This is a genomic window from Natronorubrum sulfidifaciens JCM 14089 (assembly GCF_000337735.1).
Lineage (GTDB): Archaea > Halobacteriota > Halobacteria > Halobacteriales > Natrialbaceae > Natronorubrum > Natronorubrum sulfidifaciens.
This window is the reverse complement of sequence record NZ_AOHX01000041.1, coordinates 20,192-33,264: the sequence shown is the minus strand read 5'-3', so window position 1 is coordinate 33,264 and position 13,073 is coordinate 20,192. Positions and strand designations below refer to the sequence as shown.

Genomic DNA, 13,073 nt, shown 5'->3' with positions numbered 1-13,073 from the left:
AACGAACGAAATGGATACGCAACGGAGCGGTTCGCGCCGAAAGGTCGACGGTGACAGTGCCGGCGGCATCAGCCGCCGAGCTGCGCTGGCCGGTGCTGCTGGAGTGATGGCGTCGACCAGCGGCTGTGTCCGTGAATTTCGAAGCACCGTCAACCGAGACGACCTCGAGCCGCTCTCGCTGACGATCACCACGCTTCCCGCAGATGGTGACCGGGAAAGCATTCTGCTCGCCCGAGAAATCGCCGCGACTCTCGAGGCCGTCGGCATCGACGTCTCGATCGAGATGCGCTCTCAAGAGGAGTTCAGGCGGGCAGTGGTGATCAACCACGACTTCGATGTCTACGTGGGCCCGCACCCCGGCGGTCTCGATCCGGACTTTCTCTACGAGACGCTCCACTCGCTGTATGCGGACGAGCCGGGCTGGCAGAACCCCTTCGGCTTCACCAATCTACTGGTCGATGATCTCCTCGAGGCCCAGCGCGACGCCGACGGCGAGCAGCGCCGTGACGCCGTCGAAGCGACACTCGAGGCACTGGCGATCGAACAGCCGTTCGTTCCGATCTGTACGCCGCTCGAGCACCGACTCGTCAGAGACGACCGATTCGACGGCTGGGCCGACGGCCATCTCGCGACACGAACGGGGTATCTCGGGCTCGAGCCACAGACCGACGATAGCGCCGACCAGCTCCGGGCCGTCCACATGGACGCTCGCCCGTCACAGAACCTCAATCCCCTGAACGTGGAGTATCGTGACCGAGGAACGGTCATCGAACTGCTGTACGACTCGCTCGCAGCTGACCTCGTTGCGACCGACGGCGACCACTCACTCGAACCCTGGCTCGCCGACGACTGGGAGTGGCTCGACGAGTCGACGCTGCGTGTCTCGCTTCGACCCGACTGTACGTTCCACGACGGCGAGGCGCTGACGGCCGACGACGTCGCCTTCACCTACCGATTCCTCGAGGATACCGCACTCGGTGGAAGCGCCGCCCCCGCACCCGCCCCGCGCTATCGCGGCCGCGTCGCGGCAGTCGACGACATCGACGTTCAGGACGAGACCACACTCGAACTCACGGTCGGGACGGGACAGGACGTCGGCGAACAGGCGTTGACAGTTCCGATTCTCCCCGAACACCACTGGTCGGAGCGGGCAGCAGCCGCCACCATCCCCGGCGTTCGCATCGCACAGGGGACGACCGATGCAGTCGTCACGGACAACCTGCCGCCGGTCGGCAGCGGGCCGTTTCAGTACCACGATCACACCGAGCGCGAGCACGTGACACTCGAGCGCTTCGACGACCATTTCACACTGCGTGCGGACGTGGCCCTCCCCGAGCCGACCGTCGACGAACTGCGAGTGGGCATCGACCCACGGAGTACGTCGGCGATGCAACTGATCGAAGCCGACAGCGCCGACGTCACGAGTTCACCCCTCGAGAGCTACGTCATCGACGACGTCGACGAAACGGACGCCGTTGGGCTGCTCGAGTCGCCGTCGTGGGCGTTCTACCACCTCGGCTTCAATGCCCGGTCGGCACCGTTTGGCAATCCTCGATTTCGACAGGTCGTCGCACAGCTGATCGACAAGGCGTGGCTAGTCGAGGACGTGTTTCACGGCTACGCGAGGCCGATCGCGACGCCAGTGGCCGACGAGTGGGTCCCCGACGCCCTCGAGTGGGACGGCGCGGATCCAGCGATGCCGTTTCTCGGCTCGAACGGCGAGGTCGACGTCGACGCGGCACGGACGGCGTTCGAGGAGGCTGGCTTTCGGTACGACGCCGACGGCAACCTGCGGGTGAGACAGTGATGTTAGCACAGGTATTGACACAGTTGGTCGTCGTCGTTACGCTGCTCGTCGGTGTCTCGACCGCGTTGTTCGTTGGCCGGGACCGACTCCGGAAGACACGCGGCGCGTGGCGACAGCGAGTGCGTGCCGCCACACCGATCACGATCGCTCTCGCCGCCGTCTTGCTCTTTAATAGCGTCGCCAGACAGATCGTCCCGGATTTTTCGTGGATCATCGACTGGAACCTCACCTTCCCGATTTACGATCTCGAGGGGGAGTTCATTATTTGGCTGCAAGCACAGGCGACGCCGGCGGTGACGGCGTACTTTTCGTTTATTTACATATACGGGTACGTCTTCTTGCTGGTGTTTCCGCTCGTGGCGTACTTCGCGCTCTCGGAGACGCGCCCGCTCAGGGAACTCCTGACGGCGTACACGCTGAACTACACCATTGGCCTGCTCCTCTACGTCTTCGTCATCGCCTACGGGCCACGAAACATGATGCCAGAACTCGTCGAGGCACTGCTGTACGATACGTATCCGCAGTACCAACACCTCACCCGGCAGGTCAACCGCAACACCAACGTCTTCCCGTCGCTGCACACCTCGCTTGCAGCGACCGTCTCCATCCTGGCGTATCGAACCCGTGTGCAGTATCCGGGGTGGAACATCGTTGCGGCGGTCCTCGGAATCTCCGTCGCGATCTCGACGATGTATCTCGGCATACACTGGGTAATCGACGTCCTCGCCGGAATCGCGCTCGCGTACGTCAGCGTCGAACTCGCTCACGTCCTCGTCGGCCGCTGGTCGATTTCGGCGTGGCTCGACGGCCGTGTCCAATCGCTGCGCCGGCGCTGAATCTTTTTTCGCTCGCGAGTCGACAGCCGCTGTTCGTCTCGAGACCGTGCCAAACCGCGAGCTGTCGCTGGTCGAACACTGAGTCGGAAAGAATCGGCGGCTGGTGGGTCGTTAGTTGTCCTCGAGTGCGTCGGCGATCCGCTTGAGCGCGCGCGTCTGGTCGCGCATCTCGTCACGGAGCTGTCGGACTTCACGGACGAGTTCTTCGTTGCCGGCCTCCTCGCTGCGGCCACCCGGTGCGCCGCCCGGGCCGCCAGGGCCACCGCCCATCATGCCGCCCATCATCTGTGCGAACGGGTTGCCGCCACCACCCATGCCGCCGGGGCCGCCAGGGCCGCCGCCGAACGGGCTTTCCGGTGGCTCGCCCTCGCCCTCGCCTTCCTCGGCGCGTTTTTCGCGAATCTCTTCGACTCGTTCGCGGAACGACTTCTCTTCGCCGCCCTCGTCTCCCGCGTCGGTGGATTCGTTTTCGTCAGCCATACCTTCGGATTCTGCGCCGCCGCGGAAAAGGATTTCTGTGTTAGCTACGCTGGCGCACACTGACCTGACAGCGACGTTAGTAATCCCACTCACAGACGCGCCCCACGGGCCGACCGGATCGGCGCTACCCGAACGAGTCGAGCGACGACTGGAGATCCCGGTCCGTCGTTCCCTCGGTCACGTCGTACCCCACGAGGTCGCGCATGTCGACGGCGTAGGTCGTCCCCCCGTTCTCGAGGACGAGCAGGCGGCCTTTCACGCCGACGACGGTGCCGGCGGCGATCGTCTCGGGAACCGGCTGGCTTGTACACTCGAGGCCGTAGTCGAACGCAAAGCGGTCGATCACTTCGAACTCCTCGAGTGTGGCGTTCCACGCGCCCTCGTCGACCGTCGTTGCGAGCGAGGCGATTTTTGTCGGCGTTCGGACGCGGTCGACCAGCCGCTGGGCGATCTCGGCTTCGATTTCGCGGGCGATGCGGCCGTTCGAGACGGTGTGGACGTGGGCCCCGCGATCGGCCCCCTGCTCGCGGAGGCGGGTCTCGAGTCGCCGGAGTTTGGTGACGCCGACTTTGAACGTGTCGGGTGCGAACGCGGCGATGTAGACGGCGTGGTCCTGATAGCAGTCCATTTCGTCTTTCAGGCAGGTGCCAGTACAGCGCGCACACACCCACGTACGCGTATGGAACTCACAGTAGGGAGCCGACGGGCGCGTACACGAACGGTGCTCGCCGTCGTGGATCGTGCCGGCACAGTGTCGCGACTCGAGTGTGTAGGCAAGCGCGTCGCCGGATTCTATGGGGTGGCGCTCGATCGCTCCGTCGTCACCGACCAGCAGCGCCGATCCGCGTCCACTCGGCTCGTAGCCCACCAGTTGCACGGGTCAGATTTGGCTGTGGCTGGAAATATATGGTTCGCTGTTCGACGGCCGGTGGCGACTTCCTGATAGTCGGGATCTGTGACAGTATTTCCGTCTCGGCGCCGAAGTCGACGTATGACACTCGACGGACGACTCGAGGCGACTGTCTCGACGGCCGATGACGGGACGACACTGGTTCAGTTCGTGTTTACGGTCACCAATACAGGGTCGACGCCGGTCGAACTACAGTTTCCGGACGCGTGCAAAGCGGAGTTCGTCGTGCGCGACGACGGGCGTGACGTCTGGCGATTCACGGAGGGCCATGCGTTCGCACAGCTACACACCACGGAGACGCTCTCACCGGACGAGACGGCGACTTACGAGGCGGAGTGGATGACGCCCCAGCCGGGCGGGTACGTCGCTGTCGCCGAGTTGCGGGCACAGGAGACGACCTGTGGTGCACAGACGAATTTCGCCGTTCGGTAGTCAAAGCGCGGCCGACTGCAGGGTGGACGCGGCGACCCGCGCCGGCAGCGAAGTCCCTAAACCATCCCCCTCCTAACGTCGACGCATGCAAGCGCTGGTCATCGTAGCGCACGGATCGCACCTCAATCCGGACGCGTCGGATCCGACCTACGCCCACGCGGACACCGTCCGCGAGACGGGGGCGTTCGACGAGGTCCGCGAGGCGTTCTGGAAAGAAGAACCACACTTTCGTGACGTGATCCGCACGCTCGAGGCCAACGAGGTGTTCGTCGTCCCGCTGTTTATCAGCGAGGGGTATTTCACCGAGCAGGTGATTCCCCGCGAACTCCGCCTCGAGAACTGGGACCCGGAGCAGTGGGACTCCGATGGAACCGACGCCTCACAGGCGACCCTCGAGGCAGAAGACGTCGACAAGACGATCCACTACTGCGGTCCCGTTGGAACCCACGATGCGATGACCGACGTGATCGTCCAGCGTGCCGAGAACGTGACGGACGACCCGGATGTCGGGGAGGGGGTCGGCCTCGCGGTCGTCGGCCACGGTACCGAACGCAACGAAAACTCGGCGAAGGCAGTCGAGTACCACACCGAACGAATCCGCCAGCAGGACCGATTCGACGAGGTCAAGGCCCTGTTCATGGACGAGGAACCCGAGGTCGACGACGTTACGGACTACTTCGAGACGGACGATATTGTCGTCGTCCCGCTGTTTATCGCCGACGGCTATCATACACAGGAGGACATCCCCGAGGACATGGGCCTGACCGAGGACTACCGCCTCGGCTGGTCGGTTCCGGCCGAGGTCGACGGCCACCACATCTGGTACGCCGGCGCTGTCGGCACCGAGGGACTGATGGCCGACGTCGTCCTCGAGCGTGCGGCCGACGCCGGCGCGGACATCGGCGGTGCACTCGAGTCAGTCCGGGCGGCGACGGCGTCCGACGGTAGCCGCGGGTCGGATCTCGAACCGAGCACGGGTGCGGGGGACTGACGCGTGACGATGGCAACAGCCGAGTTCGATTTCGACGCACTGCTCGAGACGCTCGAGTCCCAATCAACGATCGCGTTCGACGGCCTCCGAATCGAGCGCGATGGCGAGACGTACACCCTCGAGACGCCCGAGAGCGAACAGACGGGCCTCGAGGCGGACGACCTCGAGGTAGCGCTCGAACCGCGTGCGGCGTACGTCACGAACTGGCGCTACTGGCAGGAGACGGTCGGCGGCGAGGGAACTGCCCGCCGTGCGTTCTTGCGGTGGTGTGAACGGGCACCGCTCGCGGCGGAGACGGACGCCGACGAGCCGTCGACGACTGCGGACGAGTCCCTCGAGGTGCCGGCACGATACGACGCGCTTCGAGAGGGAGTCGACCGCGAGTGGGGACAACTGTGTCTCACGGCCCGGCTCGTCGACGACGCCGACGCTGACGACCCCGCTGGCGAGCGCGTCTACGATCTCTGGCACGTCGACGACGCCGATACCGACCTCGCCGACCTCGAGGTCTACGACGACCCACGGGATGCCCGCGACCTCTCGACGACTGACGACGACGGTCGATACCGGCCGCTGAAGACCGCACCGACGCTGGTCTCCGGCTGGGCCTTTATTGGGCTTTCAGGCGCTGAGCTCGTCGAAGCGGTCGGCTTCTTCTATCCGGCGACGATCGCCAACTGGCATCGAGAGCTGCGAGGGACATTAGACGTCGACCACTGGCTCGAGACCGCCGAGCGCCAGACCGGAATCTACGACGTGATCGACGAACTGCCGCGGGAGGCCGTCGAGTGGATGACCGAAGCCTGCTGTGTCGACTCTCAGTGTCTGCGCCGCCGCGAGTGGCAGTACGACGAGGGGGACGACCTCGAAGTCGACGGCGGTGACGGCCAGTTCCCATGTCGGGAGCCGTGTTCGCTCGTCGTCGCCGCCGCTCGCAAGTGGACCGTCCTCGAGTCCGAGGAGGAACACACCTACGAACTCGAGTTGACCACGAGCGAACTGAACCAACTCGAGGAACTGATCGACGCCGTCGCCGAGGGCCGAACCGACGAGATCCGCGAAGCTGACGTCTACGACGGTGCGAACCGCTATCGGGCGCGATACCTCCGAGCAAAACGGTTCGACGACGAGGGCTCTCTCGAGGCGCAAGAGCGCCACGACGACTGACGACGGGTGCGTCTCCCGCGAACGCTCTGATTATCGGATCAGTAACATGAGTGCCACGAGAAACCCGACCGAAACGATGGCGAGCCCGGCCATCGCGACCGGGCCACCGATCGTGGCCGCCGTCAGCACCGCGATCCCGACGGCGACGAGCCCGAGCGCGACGACGCCGAGTGTCGCCGGCTCGAGGCCGACAGTGGCGACCAGTCGCTCAAGGTCGCTCCGTTCGGGCGCGTTCTGTGCGGGTTTCGCGAGCGATTCGTCGACGTCGACATCGCCCGGCGCTGGCTTGACAGTGAGCGGAATCGACAGCGACTCCGAGCCGTATCCGGTCAGCACCTCGAGTGTGCCCTCGAGTGGGCGCTCGATCGCCTCGGCGGAGACACGGACGAGGACGACCGTTTCGCCGTCAGCCTCGACGTAGTAGTTCGACTCGGGGAGCGTTACGACGCGCTCGATGTCGCCCTCGAGCCGACAGTGGACGTGTGCAGGGGGGCCGTGACTCTGCAATCGAAGGTCGAACGAGCCACGGACCTCGAGCGTATCGACGGCTGTCTCGAGGGATTCGGCGGACCCGCGATTGACGTGGACGGCGACCTCCCGGGACACGGTTCGAGCGGCCGATCAGGCCGGGGTTTCTCCGCGCATATCCGGCGGCAGCAGGTTCGGGATGCCGTCTTCGATCGGGTATCGCTCGCCGCATTCGGAACAGACGAGCGTGCCCGCGACGATTTCCTCGTCGTCATCGCCGTACTCGGCGTCCTCGAGTTCGACGTCGTGTTTGTCCAGCGGACAGCAGAGGATCTCCAGCAACGACTCCTTCATGATAGACAGGCTTACCGCAGACAGCAAAAGGCTTCGGGAACGAACCGGAGATGACTGCCCACCGGACGGTCGTGAGACTGCGCTCAGTCCGATCGTGTTCGTTCCTCGCGGACGGTACTGCCGACGACGAGTGCGGCCCCGATGATGACGAGGTTTTTGACGATATATTGGCCCTCAACGGTCAGCCCGTATGGAATCGTCGTGAACGTCACCTCCGGCAGGAGTACGAGCGGGAGGAAGGTGCCGGGCATCTGGAGGAACAACAGGAGGATACCGAGCCGGACCAGCGGCCGGTAGAGCAAACAGATGCCGATCAGCACCTCCCAGATGCCCAGTATCGGGACGAACAGCTCCGGCGGGACGACGTACACCGTCGCAGCGACGAGTTCTGCGGCCGGGCTCACACCGAACACCTTCAGCCCGCCGAACCAGATGAAGACGATCCCAAGTGCGATACGGAGCGTCGGCAGCCCCCACCGTCCCATCCAGTCGGCGATCGCGCGGTCGACCGCTTCGGCGCGGCGGATCGTCTCCACCGGCACGCCAAGGGCTGACTCGAGTCGGCGGACGAGTGCTGCGAATGGATCACGCATGCGGTTCTCGTGTCAACCGCACGATGCCCGCGAGCAAAAGGTCGCGGTGTGTATACTCGGGGGAGATGCGACTGTCGCCAGTCAGCGACCCGCAAAAAACGAGGTCGAAGCGTTATTCGTACGGGTTCTCGACGATGACGGTCTCGCCACGGCCGGGACCGACGCCGACGGCGTAGATCGGCGTGTCGAGTTCGTCGCTGATGTACTCGAGGTAGGTGCGAGCGTTTTCCGGAATTGCCTCGTAGCCGTTGTCTGCGACCTCGGCCCAGTCGACGTCGGGCCAGCCGTCGAAGGACTTGAACGTCGCTTCACAGCGGCCCCACTGCTCGGTCGTTGGGGGCACGGTGAAGATCTCCTCGCCGTCGAACTCGTAGCTGTGGCCGACTTTCACTTCATCGAGTCCGGCCAGCACGTCGATGTGGTTGATTGCGAGTCCCGTAAAGCCGTTCGCACGCGTGGCGTGGCGCAACATCGGCATGTCGAGCCACCCGACACGGCGCGGGCGACCGGTGACGGTACCGTACTCGCCACCCTCGTCTCGAATCTGGGTCGCGAGCGCTTCTTCGTCCTCGCCAGCACCCTCTTCCGGGTCGTAGTCGGGCGTCTGGTCCTCGACGCCGCCGAGTTCGGTCGGGAGCGGCCCCGTGCCGACACGCGAGAGATAGGCCTTGACGATACCGATAACGTCGCCCTGTCCGACGACAGTCGGGCCGAGTCCCGTGCCGACGGTCGCGCCACCCGAACTCGGGTTCGAGGAGGTGACGTAGGGGTAGACGCCGTGGTCGATGTCGAGCGACGTTCCCTGTGCGCCCTCGAGCATGACGTTGTCGCCGTCGTCGATGCGCTCTTGGAGGAACGTTCCGCAGTCGACGGTCATGCCTTCTTCCTCGAGTCGCTTCCCGTACTCGCGGTAGGTTTCGTAGAGGTGGTCGATATCGAACGCCTCGCCCGTCTCCTTGTCGAAGACCTCCTCTGCGAGGGCTTTCTTCTGGGGGACGACGTACTCGAGTCGCTCACGGAGCACGTCGGGATCGAGCAAGTCCCCGATGCGGACACCGCGTCGACCGGCCTTGTCCTCGTAGGTCGGGCCGATGCCGCGTTTGGTCGTCCCGGCCGCGAGGTCTTCCTTTTCGGCTTCCTCGATGCCGTCGAGCGCACGGTGGTACGGGAGAATGACGTGTGCGCGTTCGGCCACGCGCACGTCTGGCTCGAGGCCGCGCTCTCGGAGTGTGTCGATCTCGTCGAACAGCGTCTCGGGGTTGACGACACAGCCGTTGCCGAGGACGCCGATCTTCCCCCGAACGGCGCCGGACGGCACGAGTGATAGTTTGTACTTCTTACCGTCGTGAACGACGGTATGGCCTGCGTTGTCGCCGCCCTGATACCGAGCGACGACGTCAGCGGCGTCGCCGTAAACGTCGACGACTCCACCCTTGCCTTCGTCGCCGAGTTGCGACCCGACGATTGTGACGGTCATAACAGCGGCGGATTCTTGCCCGGTCGATAAACAGATTACGGTATGGCCGGGGTGAGTCCGTGTTGATGTACACAGACGTGTATAGATCGAGCTGAAACGTCCCAGGTGACGATCACCGTGACTCGAGTGACGCCGTGTTCGTCATTCGAACCGGACCACGACCGTCCGACCGCGGGCGCGGAGTTGGTGGTCGGTCACGCGCGAAATCATCACCGTTTCGTCGGGCGATTCCGCCGACGTGATAGCCCAGTGAATCGTTCGGCCATGCTGGGAACGGAACCGTTAACTACTGACAGGACTGAGATGTCAGTTGAGCGGAAACCGGTCAGCGATCGAGAGTAACTTTTAAAAGGCCCAAAGACAAGTTAACAAATGCCATGATAGACCGACTTGAGAAGGAAGTCGATATGTTGGAACGACATCTGCAGGTCCTGAAGATGGTTATCGAGAACGAACCGATCGGGATCGTGAAGATGTCGAACGAGACGGGCTACCCACACCACAAAGTTCGGTACTCGCTTCGTGTCCTCGAGGAGGAAAACCTCATCGAGCCCTCCAGCCAAGGTGCAATCAAGACCGAGCGCACCGCAGAGTTCGTCGACGAACTCGACGGCAAGCTCGACGACATTATGGACAAACTCGACGGTATGAAGATCGAAGACGTCGCAGAGATCGAAGGCTAATCTCTCTTCGCACCGCGCCGGCCTGACTCTGTGCGTCCGTCCCCGGGCCGGAACTATCGAGGTCGCTGTGCCTCGACCTCCAATCGGCGTCGCCATGAGACTGTCCGCGCGATACTGGCCGGTCAGGGGCGTCTCATGTGCACCCGATGCCGCGCTGTGCAGCACCCGCTTTGGGGTGGGTTCTTTTCAGGTACCATCACTGACGTAGCGACCCGCACGGTATCCGTCTCAGTCGTTCCAAAAATCGACCGCAACTGGCTCAATCCATTCTAACGGTCACAGTTCGGGCACGTTCATATGGAACCCTTCCGAACGTGACTCGACCAGACAGAGGTGATACCCCTGCTTGCGCGAGAGATTGACGTAGCTCAGCTTCGAACTCCGGCTAAGAAAGCCGCCGCTTGTCGCCTGTTCGGCGACCTCGAGTGCGCCGGGTTCGAAGTAACTCGAGGTGACGACGGTCGCCGCCGCGAGGTCGGGGTAGTTCGCTTTGACCGCCGAGGCAGCTTCTTCCATCTCCTCGAGCATCCCCTGCGTTGCGGGCTCGCGCGAATCGTTCAAGTTCACGACGACCAACGGATTCCCCATCTTATCGAACGCGACGATATCGAACGTCACGCGCTCGGGGACGTCCTCAGTGTCGTCGTCCGCAAGCGAGATCGTCGCGTCGAGTTCGGCGCGGTCGATCCGCGGGATCGCATCGTAGAGATCACCGAGCCCGTTGGCGTTGCCAGTATCTCGGATCTCATAGAGCACCAGTTCGGTAAGCCAGTCGACAAAGCGGTACTCCATCGTTGCGGTGAGAAACTCCTCATAGGGCGTGCCGTCGACGGCGACGTCGCTCGCGTCGAAGCCGGTGTGATACTCGAGCCGAAGGTTCGATGCGACCTCCGTGCGGTCGGCCTCGCCGTCGTGGGCCGTCTCGAGGGTCGGCTGGCTCTTCGAGCCGTAGCGGACGAAGAGGTTCGTTTCGGCGAGGGCCTGTTGGGCCGGAAGTGATGTGCTCGTCTCGGGCGTGTTCGTCGCCGACTCGGCGGTCGCCGCGCGAGCGTCCTCGAGGTCGGTCTGGAGCTCCTCGATCCGCGCCCGGAGTCGGTCGACCGTCGTCGATAGCTCCTCGTTTTCCGCCCGAAGTCGGTCGCGTTCGGCCTCGAGCTCTTCGACGGTGGCGACGAGCGTCTCGCGTTGTTGCTCGCGCGTTTCCAGTCGCTGGGTCAGCGCGGCGATCCGTTGTTCGTGTTCGGATCGTGACGGCGTGTCGGCTGTCGACGCCGCGTTGCTCGTGCTCGAGTCGGGCTCGGCGCGAGCCGCTCGAGACGACTCCTCGCGCGTTTGAGTCGTGGTCTCGGACTGTTGACGGTGTGTCGACGCCGGCTCGGTGGCCGTCGACTCCGACGACGGCCGTGTGGACCGTGGCTGTGCGCTCGTGTCGCCGCGACCGCCATCTCGTCCGTCTCGAGTCGACGCTGCCGTCTCGGTGTTGTCCGGGTCGATCGACGGGATGCGTCGGGTTTCACGCCACTGTGCCTCCTGTTCGAACCGTTCACTGTCAGCTACGTCTACGTCGTCGGACGCCGAGTCGACGTCGTCTTCGGTCCAAGAGATGTCGTTTTGATCCAGTTGTGCTGCGGCTTTTTCGACCGTGGCGGGATCGAGCGCGGAGCGGCCGTGTTCCTCGGTCTCGGCCTCGGCTACCGCGTCGCCGTCGTGCGCGGCGTCGCCCGTCGTCGCTTCGACGGTCTCGTCGTCACCGTCGGTGTCGGTATCCGAGATGGCAACATCGTCGACGTCCGGCATGGAGTCGCGTTCGGCCGCTTCCTGATCGACCGCGTCGTCGCTGCTCTCGTCCGTCGCTGCCTGTTCGACGACGGATTCGCTGGACGACGACGCGAGTGACGAGCGGTCGTCGACTGCCGGGGTCGACTCGGTTTCGCCGGTCGTCACCGCTGTGTCGGTGATCCCACTCGAGGGTGGAGCTGGCTCTGAGTCGTCGGGTGCCGTGATGCTTGCCCGGTCGTCCGTCGACGTTTCTGATTTGATATCCGTCGTCTCGGCTGTCGACTCCGTCGCGGGCTCCTCGAGGCTGAGATCCTCAATCGACGCGCTCGACGGCGTCTCATCGTCCGTCGTCGGCTCCGTTCCGGAGATGTCGATCGATTCGATAGCCGACTCCGTCGGGTCAGCGCTCAGTTCCGACGTGGGGTCCGATTGGGTCTGCGTGGACTGTCCGTCGTCGGCGATGGCGGTCGACGGTGACTCCGGTTCGGTGTCGTCAGTGTGCTCGTCGGCGACACTCTCGGTTGCGTCGGTGCCCGGCACGTCGGTAACGTCGATATCGACGTCGATCACTTCGTAGATGCCGACCTCGTCGTCGGCTCGGTCGAACGCCTCATCGCCGGTGAGCAGTTGCTCGGCGTTGCCGATGTAGGCCGCGGCCATCCGGCGGCCGCCGTAGTAGACGGCGTAGTAGTCCCCGCTGAGGACGTTTTCGCTCAGTTCGACGTAGCCGGTGAACGAACCGCTCTGGAGCGTCTCGTCGACTTCGTGCAGCGGTGTCTCGTTCGTGTAGTACTTCGCCCGTGTGTCGCCGTTGCCTTCCTCCATCGCCGAGAGCAGCGGGAGCGATGGATGGGGTGCCTCGTAGACGGTCCCAGACGAGGTCTCGAAATCCGAGATCGAGCCGTCGACGACGCCGACGATGCGGCCGTTGAGCAGAAACAGCCACGTCCCAGCGGCGACAACAGCGCCCGAGAAGTCAGCAGCAGCGAGATCAGCAAGGCCGTCGTACCCGCCATCGAACTGATGAGAATCCCATTGTTCGACGCGCTCTTGCGTGCGCGAGTTCATAGTTCAACAAACGGCAACTGAAACAAAT

General features: G+C 64.0%; 13 protein-coding genes. 6 read left to right on the top strand and 7 right to left on the bottom strand.

The window, feature by feature from the left end; translation table 11 throughout:
• The first annotated feature begins 10 nt into the window (after positions 1-10).
• Both C495_RS12175 and C495_RS12170 read left to right on the top strand, forming a co-directional pair.
• Positions 11-1,807 carry an ABC transporter substrate-binding protein gene (locus tag C495_RS12175; RefSeq protein WP_008163317.1) on the top strand — a complete coding sequence of 599 codons (1,797 nt, stop codon included), beginning with the start codon at positions 11-13 and terminating at the stop codon, positions 1,805-1,807.
• Entirely contained in the window at positions 1,807-2,643 is an 837-nt protein-coding gene (locus C495_RS12170) for a phosphatase PAP2 family protein (protein WP_049890333.1), read from the top strand. The genes C495_RS12175 and C495_RS12170 overlap by 1 nt, the downstream gene beginning before the upstream one ends.
• 111 nt (positions 2,644-2,754) lie before the next feature.
• On the opposite strand, the gene C495_RS12165 is transcribed toward C495_RS12170, so the two are convergent.
• Both C495_RS12165 and C495_RS12160 read right to left on the bottom strand, forming a co-directional pair.
• On the bottom strand, positions 2,755-3,123 hold the full coding sequence (locus C495_RS12165; RefSeq protein WP_008163313.1) for a hypothetical protein: 369 nt from the start codon (positions 3,121-3,123) through the stop codon (positions 2,755-2,757).
• Between the two features lie 124 nt (positions 3,124-3,247).
• A complete protein-coding gene (locus C495_RS12160) occupies positions 3,248-4,000 on the bottom strand; it encodes a DUF2797 domain-containing protein (RefSeq protein ID WP_049890332.1) in 753 nt (250 codons plus the stop codon).
• A 114-nt stretch (positions 4,001-4,114) separates the two neighbouring features.
• Here C495_RS12160 and C495_RS12155 point away from each other — a divergent pair, with 114 nt between their 5' ends.
• From C495_RS12155 to C495_RS12145, 3 genes are all read left to right on the top strand, one after another.
• The gene (locus tag C495_RS12155) at positions 4,115-4,465 is read left to right on the top strand and encodes a BsuPI-related putative proteinase inhibitor (protein WP_008163310.1); all 351 of its coding nucleotides are present in this window, start codon (positions 4,115-4,117) and stop codon (positions 4,463-4,465) included.
• Between the two features lie 85 nt (positions 4,466-4,550).
• Positions 4,551-5,456: a CbiX/SirB N-terminal domain-containing protein gene (locus tag C495_RS12150; protein ID WP_008163308.1), complete on the top strand. Its 906-nt coding sequence runs from the start codon at positions 4,551-4,553 to the stop codon at positions 5,454-5,456.
• A gap of 9 nt (positions 5,457-5,465) precedes the next feature.
• Positions 5,466-6,623, top strand: a complete 1,158-nt coding sequence (locus C495_RS12145) for a DR2241 family protein (protein WP_008163307.1) — start codon at positions 5,466-5,468, stop codon at positions 6,621-6,623.
• Positions 6,624-6,653: 30 nt separating this feature from the next.
• Here C495_RS12145 and C495_RS12140 read toward each other — a convergent pair whose 3' ends face one another.
• The 4 genes from C495_RS12140 to C495_RS12125 form a co-directional block, all read right to left on the bottom strand.
• On the bottom strand, positions 6,654-7,229 hold the full coding sequence (locus tag C495_RS12140; RefSeq protein WP_008163302.1) for a DUF7524 family protein: 576 nt from the start codon (positions 7,227-7,229) through the stop codon (positions 6,654-6,656).
• 15 nt (positions 7,230-7,244) lie between these two features.
• Positions 7,245-7,445, bottom strand: coding sequence for a methytransferase partner Trm112 (locus C495_RS12135; protein ID WP_008163298.1), 201 nt, complete (start codon positions 7,443-7,445; stop codon positions 7,245-7,247).
• Between the two features lie 83 nt (positions 7,446-7,528).
• Positions 7,529-8,038: a DoxX family protein gene (locus C495_RS12130; protein WP_008163296.1), complete on the bottom strand. Its 510-nt coding sequence runs from the start codon at positions 8,036-8,038 to the stop codon at positions 7,529-7,531.
• A 112-nt stretch (positions 8,039-8,150) separates the two neighbouring features.
• Positions 8,151-9,515: an adenylosuccinate synthase gene (locus C495_RS12125; RefSeq protein ID WP_008163295.1), complete on the bottom strand. Its 1,365-nt coding sequence runs from the start codon at positions 9,513-9,515 to the stop codon at positions 8,151-8,153.
• Positions 9,516-9,892: 377 nt separating this feature from the next.
• Here C495_RS12125 and C495_RS12120 point away from each other — a divergent pair, with 377 nt between their 5' ends.
• Entirely contained in the window at positions 9,893-10,198 is a 306-nt protein-coding gene (locus C495_RS12120; protein ID WP_008163294.1) for a hypothetical protein, read from the top strand.
• A gap of 276 nt (positions 10,199-10,474) precedes the next feature.
• Here C495_RS12120 and C495_RS12115 read toward each other — a convergent pair whose 3' ends face one another.
• Positions 10,475-13,045 (bottom strand): DUF7527 domain-containing protein, encoded by a 2,571-nt coding sequence (locus tag C495_RS12115; protein ID WP_008163293.1) that lies wholly within the window; start codon positions 13,043-13,045, stop codon positions 10,475-10,477.
• Positions 13,046-13,073: the final 28 nt, after the last annotated feature.

Excerpts from the sequence above, each read along its gene's own strand:
- C495_RS12175 (WP_008163317.1), top strand. The coding sequence starts at position 11 with ATGGATACGCAACGGAGCGGTTCGCGCCGAAAGGTCGACGGTGACAGT.
- C495_RS12170 (WP_049890333.1), top strand. The coding sequence starts at position 1,807 with ATGTTAGCACAGGTATTGACACAGTTGGTCGTCGTCGTTACGCTGCTC.
- C495_RS12165 (WP_008163313.1), bottom strand. The coding sequence starts at position 3,123 with ATGGCTGACGAAAACGAATCCACCGACGCGGGAGACGAGGGCGGCGAA.
- C495_RS12155 (WP_008163310.1), top strand. The coding sequence starts at position 4,115 with ATGACACTCGACGGACGACTCGAGGCGACTGTCTCGACGGCCGATGAC.
- C495_RS12150 (WP_008163308.1), top strand. The coding sequence starts at position 4,551 with ATGCAAGCGCTGGTCATCGTAGCGCACGGATCGCACCTCAATCCGGAC.
- C495_RS12145 (WP_008163307.1), top strand. The coding sequence starts at position 5,466 with ATGGCAACAGCCGAGTTCGATTTCGACGCACTGCTCGAGACGCTCGAG.
- C495_RS12135 (WP_008163298.1), bottom strand. The coding sequence starts at position 7,445 with ATGAAGGAGTCGTTGCTGGAGATCCTCTGCTGTCCGCTGGACAAACAC.
- C495_RS12130 (WP_008163296.1), bottom strand. The coding sequence starts at position 8,038 with ATGCGTGATCCATTCGCAGCACTCGTCCGCCGACTCGAGTCAGCCCTT.
- C495_RS12125 (WP_008163295.1), bottom strand. The coding sequence starts at position 9,515 with ATGACCGTCACAATCGTCGGGTCGCAACTCGGCGACGAAGGCAAGGGT.
- C495_RS12120 (WP_008163294.1), top strand. The coding sequence starts at position 9,893 with ATGATAGACCGACTTGAGAAGGAAGTCGATATGTTGGAACGACATCTG.
- C495_RS12115 (WP_008163293.1), bottom strand. The coding sequence starts at position 13,045 with ATGAACTCGCGCACGCAAGAGCGCGTCGAACAATGGGATTCTCATCAG.